The organism is Rhabdaerophilum sp. (assembly GCF_046092605.1).
Lineage (GTDB): Bacteria > Pseudomonadota > Alphaproteobacteria > Rhizobiales > Beijerinckiaceae > Rhabdaerophilum.
In genome coordinates this window covers 29431-42116 of record NZ_JBJTDY010000010.1, presented here as the reverse complement: position 1 = coordinate 42116, position 12686 = coordinate 29431, and the positions used below count along the sequence as shown (strand labels likewise).

The 12686-nt window shown below is 64.1% G+C and carries 13 protein-coding genes; 8 read left to right on the top strand and 5 right to left on the bottom strand.

Annotation, left to right across the window (positions count from 1 at the left end; translation table 11 throughout):
- Window positions 1–112 precede the first annotated feature (112 nt).
- The 3 genes from ACKODO_RS01035 to ACKODO_RS01025 form a co-directional block, all read right to left on the bottom strand.
- On the bottom strand, window positions 113–325 hold the full coding sequence (locus tag ACKODO_RS01035; protein WP_408981602.1) for a cold-shock protein: 213 nt from the start codon (window positions 323–325) through the stop codon (window positions 113–115).
- A gap of 201 nt (window positions 326–526) precedes the next feature.
- A complete protein-coding gene (locus ACKODO_RS01030) occupies window positions 527–1261 on the bottom strand; it encodes a hypothetical protein (RefSeq protein ID WP_408981601.1) in 735 nt (244 codons plus the stop codon).
- A gap of 50 nt (window positions 1262–1311) precedes the next feature.
- Window positions 1312–1959 (bottom strand): DUF1134 domain-containing protein, encoded by a 648-nt coding sequence (locus tag ACKODO_RS01025; RefSeq protein WP_408981600.1) that lies wholly within the window; start codon window positions 1957–1959, stop codon window positions 1312–1314.
- A 118-nt stretch (window positions 1960–2077) separates the two neighbouring features.
- Between ACKODO_RS01025 and ACKODO_RS01020 the strand changes: the two genes are divergently transcribed.
- A complete protein-coding gene (locus tag ACKODO_RS01020; protein ID WP_408981599.1) occupies window positions 2078–2533 on the top strand; it encodes a YHS domain-containing (seleno)protein in 456 nt (151 codons plus the stop codon).
- Here ACKODO_RS01020 and ACKODO_RS01015 read toward each other — a convergent pair.
- Complete coding sequence (locus ACKODO_RS01015) at window positions 2525–3313, bottom strand: 3'(2'),5'-bisphosphate nucleotidase CysQ (RefSeq protein WP_408981598.1); 789 nt, start codon at window positions 3311–3313, stop codon at window positions 2525–2527. The genes ACKODO_RS01020 and ACKODO_RS01015 overlap by 9 nt on opposite strands.
- A gap of 176 nt (window positions 3314–3489) precedes the next feature.
- Here ACKODO_RS01015 and chpT point away from each other — a divergent pair, with 176 nt between their 5' ends.
- The 6 genes from chpT (at window position 3490) to ACKODO_RS00985 (ending at window position 10029) form a co-directional block, all read left to right on the top strand.
- Complete coding sequence (gene chpT / locus ACKODO_RS01010) at window positions 3490–4143, top strand: histidine phosphotransferase ChpT (RefSeq protein ID WP_408981597.1); 654 nt, start codon at window positions 3490–3492, stop codon at window positions 4141–4143.
- Between the two features lie 138 nt (window positions 4144–4281).
- Window positions 4282–7029: a chemotaxis protein CheW gene (locus ACKODO_RS01005; RefSeq protein ID WP_408981596.1), complete on the top strand. Its 2748-nt coding sequence runs from the start codon at window positions 4282–4284 to the stop codon at window positions 7027–7029.
- Window positions 7030–7058: 29 nt separating this feature from the next.
- Window positions 7059–7514, top strand: a complete 456-nt coding sequence (locus tag ACKODO_RS01000) for a chemotaxis protein CheW (RefSeq protein ID WP_408981595.1) — start codon at window positions 7059–7061, stop codon at window positions 7512–7514.
- Between the two features lie 14 nt (window positions 7515–7528).
- A complete protein-coding gene (locus ACKODO_RS00995; protein ID WP_408981594.1) occupies window positions 7529–7900 on the top strand; it encodes a PleD family two-component system response regulator in 372 nt (123 codons plus the stop codon).
- Window positions 7901–7951: 51 nt separating this feature from the next.
- Window positions 7952–9190 (top strand): chemotaxis-specific protein-glutamate methyltransferase CheB, encoded by a 1239-nt coding sequence (gene cheB, locus ACKODO_RS00990; RefSeq protein WP_408981593.1) that lies wholly within the window; start codon window positions 7952–7954, stop codon window positions 9188–9190.
- The gene (locus ACKODO_RS00985; protein WP_408981592.1) at window positions 9187–10029 is read left to right on the top strand and encodes a CheR family methyltransferase; all 843 of its coding nucleotides are present in this window, start codon (window positions 9187–9189) and stop codon (window positions 10027–10029) included. The genes cheB and ACKODO_RS00985 overlap by 4 nt, the downstream gene beginning before the upstream one ends.
- Window positions 10030–10175: 146 nt before the next feature.
- Here ACKODO_RS00985 and ctrA read toward each other — a convergent pair whose 3' ends face one another.
- A complete protein-coding gene (gene ctrA, locus ACKODO_RS00980) occupies window positions 10176–10877 on the bottom strand; it encodes a response regulator transcription factor (RefSeq protein WP_408981591.1) in 702 nt (233 codons plus the stop codon).
- A 438-nt stretch (window positions 10878–11315) separates the two neighbouring features.
- Here ctrA and fliI point away from each other — a divergent pair, with 438 nt between their 5' ends.
- Window positions 11316–12644 carry a flagellar protein export ATPase FliI gene (fliI, locus tag ACKODO_RS00975; RefSeq protein ID WP_408981590.1) on the top strand — a complete coding sequence of 443 codons (1329 nt, stop codon included), beginning with the start codon at window positions 11316–11318 and terminating at the stop codon, window positions 12642–12644.
- Window positions 12645–12686 lie beyond the last annotated feature (42 nt).

The following is a 12686-nucleotide window of genomic DNA, read 5'->3' as shown; positions in this document are numbered from 1 at the left end:
AGGAAAATAAAGAAGACTTATGCCACCGGAGCGCGATTTGGTCCGGTGATCGAAGGCGCCGCAACGGGCGCTCCGGCATGGATCGGGGACCGGTCCAGCCCCCGAGCAGGACTTATTCGACCGGGCGCAGGCGATCTGCGGCGGTCTTGCCCGTGCGGCGGTCGGTCATCAGCTCGTAGGACAGCTTCTGGCCTTCGTTCAAAGTGGCGAGCCCGGAACGCTGAACCGCGGTGATATGCACGAAAACATCAGGCCCGCCGGCATCCGGCTGAATAAAGCCATAGCCCTTCTGGGTGTTGAACCATTTCACGGTTCCCGTCTGCATAGGCTGTCCTTCTCCAGTCAGTTCTCGGAAAAGCCTTCCGGCCAATCCGGGGAAATGAATTAAAGCATCCCCCATGTTCCGGAAAGCTGCAAGCCCCAAGAATCCTTTTGCTCGCCCCACAGAACGATGAAGTTTCAGGTGAGTTGAGCGAAAACAGGAGATTTTTCCTGCTTTTCACCAAGGCAGAGCCCGGCCCTGGCCTCAGCCTGCGCGAAGGCTTGCCTCGCGGCCGGCGATGGAGGCGTCCAAGCTCGCCTCTCCCCGCTTGATGCGGAGCAGCGTCGTCTCGTTCTCGAGGGTCGCCGCGTGCCGCTCGGTCTCGCGCAGTGCGATCTCGCGCGCCTGCAAGGCATTGCGAAGATCGGCGGCGCGACGGCTCTCTTCCGCCAGGGCCGCGCGCAGGTTCTCGGCCTCGCAGCCGCGTTCCTCAAGGTGCAGCCTACGCTCCTCGGCGAGGTTCAGAGCGGCATTGTGGCGGGCCGTGAGCGTGTCGCACTGCAATTGCAGCCCGATGATCGTCGTCTCGGCGAGCTGGCGTGCCTCGCGCAGGTCCGCGAGTTCGGTCTCGAATTTCCGGAGCTGGTCGCGCAAGGCGGCGAGTTCCACTTCGCGATCGGCAAGGAGGCGCTCGCGCGTGGAGAGATGGGCGAGATGCTCGGCTTCGGCGCGCAACCGATCCCCGGTTTCGGACCGCGCCGCAACCAGATCCGATCGCGCCTTCTCCTCGCGGCGGGCGCTCAGCGCCATTTCCACCGCGAAGCGCGCCCGCAGGCGGTCGCGCTCCGCAGCGATCTCATTGGGGGTGAGCGGGAGATGTTGTTCCAGGGCCCGACGCGCGAGCCGTGTCGCGCGGCGCCAGAATGCCGGCAGGAGCAGCAGCCAGATCAGGGCTGCGACCAGCATTCCGAGCATCAGGAACAGCAGAGGCTCGATCATGAACTGCGGCGCGCGCCTTCCTGTTCATCGGTTATCGCCGGCAAGGCGGCCTAGAATGGATTCCAGGTCGGCTCTTCGGTGAATTTCAGATAACCGACATTAACCCCAAGCCGGGCTCCGACGCCAGAGCGGATCGGAACGACCAGAATCTCCTGTGCGGTGAGCGCCGTCATGCCAAAGCCGCCAACGAAATAGGCCGAGCCATCCACGCCGACGAAGCGCGAAAAGATGTCATCCACGCGCCGGAGCTTGTAGACCAGCATCATGGTGCGCGCGCCCTCGCCACCCCAGTCGAAACCCACCGAGGGCCCCTGCCAGAACACCTTGCGGTCGCCCGCATTGCGCGTGTAGAGCACGCCCTCGCCATAGCGGAGGCCGCCAAAGAAGGCCCCGGAGGCCTCCTGGCCCAGGATGTAGCCGTTCGGCTCGCCCCAGCGGCGCGTGGCCTCCTCGACCGTGAGTGCCAGCCCGCGCGAGACCGTTCCGAAGAATTTGTGGCCGGCATTCGCCACTTCGCGCGGCGCAAAAGTGGGCCGCTCGCCCGACCGCGTCGATTGCGCAACGGCTTGATAAGGAAATAGCGCGACAAGAAGAGCAAGGATGGCGGCGAGGAGGCTTGCAGCGGACCGAGCGGTCCGGTGTCCCTTCGCCCCTTCGAGCCAAAGCAAAGAATTGCCGGAGCCGAGCATCATGATCATCCTCTCTGTGTCTTGCCGAAGCCTCGAACGGGCGGAACCGCACCTTCGGACCACAGGCATTCTGCCGCGTCTCGTGTTGATACAAGGTTTCCGAAGCGTTTGCGACGTTCTCAAGGCCGTGGCGATCGCCTTCACCATGGCCGGCCTTTCGAACCTGCCTCTCGCGGCCCAAGGTCTCCGGGTGCAGGAGAAGATCGTCACAGATCCGTGGAACGGGGCGGCCATCGGGGGCTTCGATCCGGTGGCGTATTTCGTCGATCAGAGGCCGATCCCCGGCTCGCCACAGCATCTCGCGATCCATGCCGGCATCGCCTGGCACTTCAACTCCGAGAGCAACCGCGTGGCTTTTCTCGAAAGCCCGGAAGCCTACCTGCCGGCCCTCGGAGGCCATGATCCGGTGATGGTCGCCAGTGGCGTTCCGGTGCCGGGCCACCCTCATCTCTTCGCGATTGTCGAGGGCCGGCTCTTCCTGTTTCGCCGGAGCGAGAACCGGGAGCTTTTCCTGGCGAATGCCAGTTTCCGGCGCGAAGCCGAGCGCCTCTGGCCAGATATCCAGCGCCAACTTTCACCCTGACCCCGAAGCCGGCAATACGCCGTAGGCCATGAAAGGCGGCGCCACCCAGCCTTCAGCGGTTCGACCATAGGTGAGCAGGCGACCCTGATCGTCGAGCAATCCGCCACCCGCCGCGCGCAGCAGGGCATCTCCGGCGGCGATATCCCATTGCATCGTGCGCGTGCGACGCGGGTAGAGATCGGCCTCACCCGTCAGCAGCTTCACGAATTTCAGCGCCGAGCTCATGCGGATGATCCGGGATGCCCCGCAGCGCGCGAGAATGTCGTCGGTCTCGGCATTGCCGTGGAAATGGCTGGCAAGCGCCACGGGCTTCTCGCCGGGCGGACGCACGGGCCGCGGAGGCAGCCTCCTGGCCTGGGACAGCGCCCCCCGCGCCGACCAGAGTTCAGAGGCCCCCCACCAGGTTTCATCCCCGAGCGGCGCGTGCAGAACCCCTGCCGCGGGAATGCCGCGCCGGATCAGGGCGATGCAGACGCAGAAATCCGCCGTGCCGGCAATGAAAGCCCTCGTCCCGTCGAGCGGGTCGACGAGCAGGAACTCATCGCCGCCCTGAACGCCATGGCTCCGGGGGTTCTCCTCCGAGATCACCGGCAGCGCCGGGAAGGCCCGCGCCACTTCCTCGAGGATCAGCGCCTCGGAGGCCCGATCCGATTCCGTGACCGGCGATTGATCCCCCTTCAGCACCGGCCGGGGCCGCAAGGGATGAAAACCGGCGAGAACACGCCCCGCCCTGCGGGCAATCTCGGCAAGCGCGGCCGCGAGCGCATCGGGCGAGTGCAAGGCGGTTCCTTCCTCGTTCCAACCCTTCCCGCAAGGCTCGCTTGCCCGTTGGCGAAGGCGCGTGCACCATGTATCACGCGGAAAGACTGGAATTAGAACGCGGGGGCAAAGCGATTCGCAAGGCCGTGCAGAACGGCCGGTCGCGCTTTTCCGCCGCCGGCCGAGGAAAGCAGAGCATGAACGAAGCGCTCAAGACCATCGATCTCACCCCGCTCGATCTCGCGGCCCTGCTCTGCAGTCGCGTGTGCCATGATGCGGTTGGCCCGGTGGGTGCCATCGTGAACGGCCTCGAACTGCTCGATGAAGATGACAGTGCCGAAACGCGCGAGATGGCCCTCGATTTGATCCGCAAGAGCGCGAGGCAGGCCTCCGCCCGCCTGCAATTCGCCCGCATCGCCTTCGGTGCGGCGGGTTCGGCCGGCTCGGCCGTCGATACGGGTTATGCCCAGCAGCTCACCGAGCAGTTCGTGGCGGATGAGAAGGTGAAGCTCTCCTGGAACACGCCGCGGCTTTACGTGGAAAAGAACCGCGTAAAGCTCCTGATGAACCTCGTGGTCATCGCGCTTTCTTCCATTCCGATCGGTGGCACCATCGAGGTGCGAATGGAAGGCGATGCCGAAAACCCCGTGTTTCATGTGGATGCGCGCGGGCCGAAGCCGCGGATCCCGCCGCACCTCATCGACCTGCTGCAGGGCAAGAGCGAGAGCGGTGCCGTGGATGCGCATGGCTTCCAGCTCTTCTACACCGGCGAAATCGCCCGGGCCTCGCGCATGAAGGTGGATGTCAGCCTCGAAGACGGGCTCGTGCGCCTTGTCGCCAGCCCGAAATAAGGGCGCAGAAACACAACCTGAAGTTTTTTTGTCCGCCCGGCGGGAAGAAAGCCTTGAGCACAACCAATCGGTAACCGTTCTCGGGCAGGGTCTGCGGAAGTATCAACGCCCCCAGGGGCTTTCCCGGACCTGCCCGCGATGGATGATCTTCTGCGCGACTTCGTTGTCGAAACGTCCGAACATCTCGAGACCGTCGACGCCGAGTTGGTGAAATTCGAACGCGATCCGAACAATGGGGCCACGTTGGCCCTGATTTTCCGGCTCGTTCACACGATCAAAGGCACATGCGGTTTTCTCGGCCTGCCGCGCCTGGAGCGTCTCGCCCACGCGGCGGAGGACGTGATCAGCCAGTTCCGCGACGGCAAGCCCGTCACGGCTCCGGCGGTCACGATGATCCTGAAGACGATCGACCGGGTCAAGGGCATCGTCTCCGAGCTGGAGCAATCCGGCAACGAGCCCGAGGGCGATGACGAGGATCTCATCGCCATTCTGAAGGCGCTGGCGAAGGAAGAGCCGGCAGCCAAGGTGCCCGCAGCGGCCGCGCCGGCCATCCAGCAGAAATCCTCTGCCCCGCCTCTCCCGGTCGACACCACCGGCACATTGGCCTTTCAGGTGCTGGAGCGCCCGCTGAAGGAAGACGAGGTCACCCTCGACGAGCTGGAGCGCGCCTTCCGGGAAGCGCCGGGCCCAACACCCTTCGAAAGCGTGGAAATCCCGCCCGTGGCGGAAGCAGCGTCTCAGCCAACCATGGCCTCGTCTCAGCCATCAAGTGCGGCGCCCGTCGCTTCGGCGGCACGCGCGGACAGCGAAGGCAGCGAGAACGAGGCCCATGCCAATTCGATCTCGAAACAGACCGTTCGCGTGGCCGTCGGCACGCTCGATCGCCTGATGACCATGGTTTCCGAGCTGGTGCTGACCCGCAACCAGCTGCTGGAAATCGCCCGCCAGCGTGACGATTCCGAATTCAAGTCGCCGCTCCAGCGCCTTTCGCACATCACCGCCGAATTGCAGGACGGGGTGATGCAGACCCGCATGCAGCCGATCGGAACGGCCTGGACCAAGCTCGCCCGGGTCGTTCGGGACATCTCCGGCGAACTGGGCAAGAAGATCGAACTCATCCAGTCCGGCGCGGAGACCGAAATCGACCGCCAGCTTCTGGAGATGATCCGCGATCCGCTGCTGCACATGGTGCGCAACGCGGCGGATCACGGCCTTGAAATGCCGGACGAGCGCGTGGCGCTCGGCAAGCCGGCCACCGGCACCATCCATCTGCGCGCGGCGCAGGAAAGCGGCTACATCATCTGCGAAGTCTCCGATGATGGTCGCGGCATCGATGTGAACCGCGTCAAGGCCAAGGCGATCGCCAACGGCCTCACGACCGAAGCCGACGTGGCCCGGATGACGGAAGAGCAGATCCTGCGCTTCGTGATGGAGCCGGGCTTCTCGACCGCCGCGAAGATCACCAACATCTCGGGCCGTGGCGTTGGCCTCGATGTGGTCCGCAGCCATGTGGAGCAGGTCGGCGGCTCGGTTGATCTGCGCTCGCGGCCTGGCAAGGGCCTCGCGGTCACCATTAAGCTGCCGCTCACCCTCGCCATTGCCTCCGCCCTCATCGTGGAAGCGGCCGGACAGCGTTTCGCCATCCCGCAGATCGCGGTGGCTGAACTGGTGCGCACGCAGAATGACGGCGATGTCCGCATCGAGAAGCTCAACGGCCAATCCACGCTTCGCCTGCGCCAGCGCCTGCTGCCGGTCGTCGATGTCGCGCAGGTTCTCGAACTTCCACTCGAGACGAACGCCGCCGGGCAGGACAATTGCCTCGTCGTCGTCTGCCACGTCGGTGGGTCACGCTTCGGCATCGTGGTGGATGCGATCCACCAGACCGAGGAAATCGTCGTCAAGCCGATCTCCTCGAAGCTCAGGCACATGTCGGTCTATTCGGGTGCGACCATCCTCGGCGACGGTTCGGTGATCCTGATCCTCGAACCGGCCGGCATTGCCCGCAGCATTCTCGATACCGGCTCGCGCGAGAACGTCGCGCAGAACGACAACGATCTTTCGGCCGACCAGCATGCCAATGGCGAGCGTTCGCTGCTGCTGCTCTTCAAGGCGGGCGGCGTTGGAGGCCTCAAGGCGATTCCGCTCTCCTTCATCGGCCGTCTGGAGGAATTCGAACGCTCGAAGATCGAGGATGCCGGCGGCAAGGCGGTCACGCAATATCGCGGCAAGCTGATGCCCATCCTCGGCTATGGCGGCATGGAAGGCCTCGAGCCGGAATCGCGCCAGCCGGTGCTGGTCTTCCACCAGGCAGATCGCGAGATCGGCATGGCCGTGGACGAGATCGTGGACGTCGTCGAAGTCGCCTTCACGATCGACACGACGCATGCGACGCCGGGCACGGTGGGTGCGGCGATCATCGAGGGCAACGCGGTCGACATCATCGATGTCTCCGAGCTCGTGGCACCTGAACATGGGCAGCAGCAGGTGGCAGGCCCGGCCGGTGGCCCGGATGTGCTGGTGGTGGAGAGTTCGGAATTCTTCCGCGCCCTCTTCGCGCCGCTGCTGCAGAATGCCGGCTACACCATCAACGTGGTTCCGAGCCTTGCGGCCGCGCGACATGCCATCGCCAAGGGCAAGCCGGGCGTGATCGTGCTCGATCTCGACCATCCCGGCGAGGAAGCCTTCACCTTCGTGAAGGAACTGTCGGACGAACTGGCCCGCCCGCCGGGCGTGGTCGGAGCGGTGACGCGGGGTGGTCCGCGCGTCATCCAGAAAGCCAAGGGTGCCGGGCTGCATGACCTTGTCGGCAAGTTCGACCGCCAGGGCCTGCTCGCCGCCATCGGCGAAGCCCGGACCGGCATGCAGGGTTGGGAGGTCGCGGCATGATTGGCGAAAACCGGATGCGGAACGACGTCATGATCGATAGCGAAACCCAGCTCATCAGCGTCACCATCGAAGGCCAGATGATCGGCCTGCCGATCACCGCCGTGCGCGATGTCTTTGCGATCACGCGGATGACGCCTGTGCCGCGCGGCGGCCGGGCCGTCGCCGGGCTTGTGAACCTGCGCGGGCACATCGTGACGATCCTCGATCTGGGCGCCCTGCTCGGATCGCGCACGGGCGATCGCCAAGCCAAGGGCGGCGATACCATGGCCGTGGGCGTGGAATGGAACGGCGAGGTCTTCGGCCTTGTCGTCGATGAAATCGGCGACGTTCTTTCTCTGACTTCCGATTCGTCGGAGCCGATGCCGGCGAATATGGGCCATACATGGGCGCGATACACCCGGCGTGTTCACAAACTCGAGCGGGACCTGCTGATCGAGGTCGATCTGCAGACGCTGCTCGATTCCATGACTCTGCAAGCCGCCTGAACGGGAGACCTGCAATGACCTATTGCCTCGTGGTGGACGACAGCTCCGTCATCCGAAAAGTCGCGCGACGGATTCTCGAAGGGCTCGATTTTGAAATCGCCGAGGCAGAAGACGGTCAGCAAGCCGTTCTCGCCTGCACCAACCGCATGCCGGATGCCATCCTGCTCGACTGGAACATGCCGAACATGGACGGCTACGAGTTCCTGGTGAAACTCCGCACGATGGAGGGCGGCGCGCACCCGAAAGTGGTGTTCTGCACCACCGAGAACGATGTGGCGCATATCGCCAAGGCCATGAATTCCGGCGCGGACGAATATGTCATGAAGCCCTTCGACAAGGACATCCTGACCTCGAAATTCACTGAAGTGGGCCTGCTCGCGGCCTGATTGCCGCCCGGCCAAATTCTCGCCTTCGCCTTTTTACCCGGAGCCTCACGCATGCTGGCCTTGCCGCAAAGACAGCCGATGGCCATGGCACCGCCACGCGTTCGCGTCGCGGTCGTGGACGATTCGGTTGTCGTGCGAGGCCTGCTCTCGCGCTGGCTCTCGGAGACGCCAGCCATCGAGGTCGCCGGAACCTTCCGCTCGGGTCGTGAGATCATCGAGGCGTTGCCGATGCTCCAGCCGCGGATCATCCTGCTCGATCTCGACATGCCGGATATGGACGGCCTTACCGCCCTGCCGCTGATCCTGTCGAAATCGCCGGGCACGCGCGTCATCGTGGTCTCCTCGCTCTCGGTACATGGCGCCGAGATGACGATGCGCTGCCTGATGAAGGGCGCGACCGATTACCTGCCGAAGCCCTCCAACCACCGCGAGGTTTCCACCTCGGCGGATTTCCGACAGGCGCTCATCGCCAAGGTGCTGGCCGTGGGCGGCATTCGTGCCGCAATGCGCCAGCAGCAGGTGCCTCCGACTCCACGCCCGACGCCCACGCCGGCACCCGCTTCCTCAAGCGCGCTTTTCGCCCGCACCTCCTCCGCCGGTCGTGTCGTTGCCCGGCCGGCCCCTTCACCCGCTTCGGTGGCGGCGCCGCCTGCGGCTCATCCGGGCCGCGTCTCCGCCGGCATCCGCCCGCTGGAGAAAACGCGGCCGAAGGTGATTGTCATCGGCGCATCCACCGGCGGCCCGCAGGCGCTGGTGAGCCTGCTGAGCCACATGCCGCGCGTGGCCAGCCGCATACCGATCGTCATCGCCCAGCACATGCCGCCGATTTTCGGCGCGATTTTTACGAGCCATCTCAAGCAGCATGTCGGGCTTCCGGCCTGTGAGGCCGCCGAGGGCAAGCCGCTGAAAGCCGGTGCGATCTACCTCGCGCCCGGCGGTTGCCACACGGTGATCCGCCGCCAGCCGGACGGACAGATGATCCTGACCATGCTGCCCTCGGAAGCGCGCGGGCCCTGGCGACCCTCGATCGACCTGCTCTTCACGAGCGCGGCTGATTGCTTCGGTGCCGATGCGCTGGCCATTGCGCTCACGGGCATGGGCAGGGACGGAACGAGTGGTGCGCGGGATCTCATCCAACGCGGCGCCAATGTCATCGTGCAGGACGAGCCATCGAGCGTGGTCTGGGGCATCCCCGGCAGCATCGCCGAGGCAGGTCTTGCCGCAGCCCAATTGCCGCCCGAGAAGCTCGGGGAACTCGCGCAGTCTCTGGTGGAAGGAAATGCAGCATGAGCATCCATGCGATCCAGAAGACGATCGAGTTCATCAAGCAGGCGGCCGGTATCGTGCTGACGCCGGAGAAGGCCTATTTCGTGGAGGCCCGCCTCGCGCCGGTTCTGCGCGAGGAGAATATCGCCAGCCTCGACGATCTCCTGCGCCGGGTCGAGACCGGGGACCGCCGTTTGCAGCAGCGCATCATCGATGCTCTGACGACCAACGAGACCTTCTTCTTCCGCGACCGCCAGCCCTTCGACCATTTCCGCGATGTCATCATGCCGGAGCTGCATCAGCGCCGCTCGCCGGAAAAGACGATCCGCATCTGGTGCGCTGCCTGCTCCTCGGGGCAGGAACCGTTTTCGCTCGTGATGCTGCTCGACGAGATGCGCGCGAGGATCGGCAGCCGCCAGGTCGAGATTGTTGCGACCGACATTTCGGAAGCGATCCTCTCGAAGGCCAAGGCCGGCCTTTTCAACCAGTTCGAAGTGCAGCGCGGCCTCCCCACCAAGCTGCTGCTGCAGTTTTTTCAGAAGCAGGGCGACAATTGGAAGATCTCCGACGATGTCGTGCGGCGCGTGAGCTTCCAGAAATTCAACCTGATGGATGATCCGCGTCCGCTCGGGACCTTCGATGCCATCTTCTGTCGAAATGTTCTGATCTATTTCGATCGCCTCACGCGCTCGAAGGTGTTCGACAAGCTCGCAAGCCGGCTTGCGCCGGATGGGTTCCTGCTGCTGGGCGGTGCGGAATCGACCTTCGGAGTCACCGAGCGCTTCGTGAGCCACGCGAGAGAGCGCATGCTGCTCGTGCCGGCGCCGGTTCAGAAGCCGGAGCTTCGCATCGCCGGCGCCTGACGCCGGCCATCCGCTCGCCATTCAGGGAGCCGGTCAGGGAGCCGGGCGGCAAAGCCCGGCTTTTTCATGTCGGCTGCCCCGGCCCGCCCAATAAAAAACCCGCCTCGGAGGAAGCGGGTTTCGAATTCCTGGAGGATCAGCCGGGATCAGGCGGGGATTTTTTCGTCCGCGTCGGTAGGCTCACGCAGAACATAGCCACGGCCCCAAACCGTTTCGATATAGTTGCGGCCGCCCGAGGCATTCGCGAGCTTCTTGCGCAGCTTGCAGATGAACACGTCGATGATCTTGAGTTCCGGCTCGTCCATGCCGCCATAGAGATGATTGAGGAACATCTCCTTGGTCAGCGTCGTGCCGCGGCGGAGCGAGAGCAGCTCCAGCATCTGGTATTCCTTGCCGGTGAGGTGCACGCGGTGCCCGCCGACTTCAACGGTCTTCTGGTCGAGATTGACGATGAGATCGCCCGTCGAGATCACCGATTGCGCATGGCCCTTGGAGCGTCGAACGATGGCGTGGATGCGCGCCACCAGTTCGTCCTTGTGGAACGGCTTGGTGAGGTAATCATCAGCACCGAAGCCGAGGCCCTTCACCTTGTCGTCGATGCCCGCCATGCCCGAGAGGATCAGGATCGGAGTCTTTACCTTCGCGACGCGGAGCGAGCGCAGAACCTCATAACCCGACATATCCGGGAGGTTCAGATCCAGAAGGATGATGTCGTAGTCGTAGAGCTTGCCAAGATCGATCCCTTCCTCGCCGAGATCCGTGAGGTAGACGTTGAAATTCTCGCTCTTGAGCATCAGCTCGATGCTCTTGGCCGTCGCGCTGTCGTCTTCGATGAGGAGCACGCGCATGTTTTCGAAACCCCAGCTTCCGTCACGGTTGGCATCCGCCACCGGCGCGCGGAACGATCCGCCACCCGGGAGCGATTAACTTCTCAACAAAGATAAGCCCGAAGAGTTAACAAATGGTAATTCGTTAAGGCAAGCTTGCCACACGGAGGAACCTATTAATCTAACCTCAGGAGCAATTTATAAAGTTTTGCGCAGCGGCTTATTCTTTTGATTCACCTTCTCAGAAATTCTACCCAAGCGATTCAACAGACTCGCGATTTCGCCTCGGCTGCACACCCATCCGTCAAAATCACCCCCGGGGCAGCGCATCGCCTCCTCCCCAGCCGTTCAAGGCTTCCGACTGTCGCATATTCCAAAATCATGCGAATCTTGGACGCGAATCACCCCATCAGCGCAACGGGATTGCGGGCCCAGGGGTCCGCGCGAAGCGGAGCGACAATGTCCGGACAGACCCTTCAAGGCCTGATCGACGAGCTGCCCGAACACATGGTCTATGGCCGCGTGGGCGCGGTGCGCGGGCTGACGATCGAAATCGTCGGCCCCCTTGGCCATATGGAACTGGGTGGCCTTGTCTCCATCGAGACCGACCGCTCCGAGCCTGTGCTCTGCGAAGTGGTTGGCTTCGATTCAGGCCGCGCCCTTGCGATGCCCTTCGCGAATGTGGAAGGCTTGCGCCGGGGCTGCCCCGCGCATGTCGTGAGCCGCCGCGCGGCGATCCGCCCCGATCATTCCTGGCGCGGCCGCGTGATGGATGCCTTCGGCCGCCCGATTGATGGCAAGGGCCCGCTGCGGCCCGGCCCACGCCCCTACAATTTCCGGAACGAGCCCCCGCCCGCGCACAAGCGCCAGCGCGTCGGCGCGCCGCTTGATCTGGGCGTGCGCGCGCTCCATGCCTTCCTGACCTGCTGTAGCGGTCAACGCTTGGGCATCTTCGCCGGCTCGGGCGTGGGCAAATCCGTGCTGCTCTCCATGCTCGCGCGCAATTCCTCGGCCGATGTCTCGGTGGTCGGCCTTGTGGGCGAGCGCGGCCGCGAGGTGCAGGAATTCCTGCAGGACGATCTCGGCGAGGAAGGCCTCGCGCGCTCGGTGGTCGTGGTCGCGACCTCGGATGAGCCGGCCCTGATGCGCCGGCAGGCGGCCTATCTCACCATGGCGATCGCCGAGTTCTTCCGCGATGAGCGGATGAACGTGCTCTGCATGATGGATTCCATTACCCGATTTGCCATGGCGCAGCGGGATATCGGCCTCAATGTCAACGAACCGCCGACGACCAAGGGCTACACACCAAGCGTTTTCGCCGAATTGCCGCGCCTGCTGGAGCGCGCGGGGCCGGGCGAGGAAGGGTCGGGCACCATCACCGGCATCTTCACGGTGCTGGTCGACGGCGATGACCACAACGAGCCGGTGGCCGATGCGGTGCGCGGCATTCTCGACGGGCATATCGTGATGGAGCGCCGGATCGCTGAACGCGGGCGCTACCCGGCCATCAACGTGCTGAAAAGCGTTTCCCGCACCATGCCGCGCGCGGCAGACCCGATTTACCTGCCGACCATCGTGAAGGCACGGAACCTCATGGCCACCTATGCGGATATGGAAGAACTCATCCGCCTCGGCGCCTACCGCAAGGGAACGACCCCGGAAGTGGACCGCGCGATCGACGCGAATCCGGAACTCGAAAGTTTTCTTTCCCAAGGTAAGGAAGAATCAACCTCCCTCGGCGAAAGCTATAGTCGTCTCGCGGATATCGTAAATCGGCTGGGGGAATAGCGGCAGGCTTTCTCCCGGCGAGCCCCGGCGTAACTCGGGGCC

Coding starts and splice junctions, on each gene's coding strand:
- ACKODO_RS00985 (WP_408981592.1), top strand. CDS start 9,187: ATGAGCATCCATGCGATCCAGAAGACGATCGAGTTCATCAAGCAGGCG.
- ACKODO_RS01030 (WP_408981601.1), bottom strand. CDS start 1,261: ATGATCGAGCCTCTGCTGTTCCTGATGCTCGGAATGCTGGTCGCAGCC.
- chpT (WP_408981597.1), top strand. CDS start 3,490: ATGAACGAAGCGCTCAAGACCATCGATCTCACCCCGCTCGATCTCGCG.
- ACKODO_RS00995 (WP_408981594.1), top strand. CDS start 7,529: ATGACCTATTGCCTCGTGGTGGACGACAGCTCCGTCATCCGAAAAGTC.
- ACKODO_RS01005 (WP_408981596.1), top strand. CDS start 4,282: ATGGATGATCTTCTGCGCGACTTCGTTGTCGAAACGTCCGAACATCTC.
- fliI (WP_408981590.1), top strand. CDS start 11,316: ATGTCCGGACAGACCCTTCAAGGCCTGATCGACGAGCTGCCCGAACAC.
- cheB (WP_408981593.1), top strand. CDS start 7,952: ATGCTGGCCTTGCCGCAAAGACAGCCGATGGCCATGGCACCGCCACGC.
- ACKODO_RS01000 (WP_408981595.1), top strand. CDS start 7,059: ATGATCGATAGCGAAACCCAGCTCATCAGCGTCACCATCGAAGGCCAG.
- ACKODO_RS01035 (WP_408981602.1), bottom strand. CDS start 325: ATGCAGACGGGAACCGTGAAATGGTTCAACACCCAGAAGGGCTATGGC.
- ctrA (WP_408981591.1), bottom strand. CDS start 10,877: ATGCGCGTGCTCCTCATCGAAGACGACAGCGCGACGGCCAAGAGCATC.
- ACKODO_RS01025 (WP_408981600.1), bottom strand. CDS start 1,959: ATGATCATGATGCTCGGCTCCGGCAATTCTTTGCTTTGGCTCGAAGGG.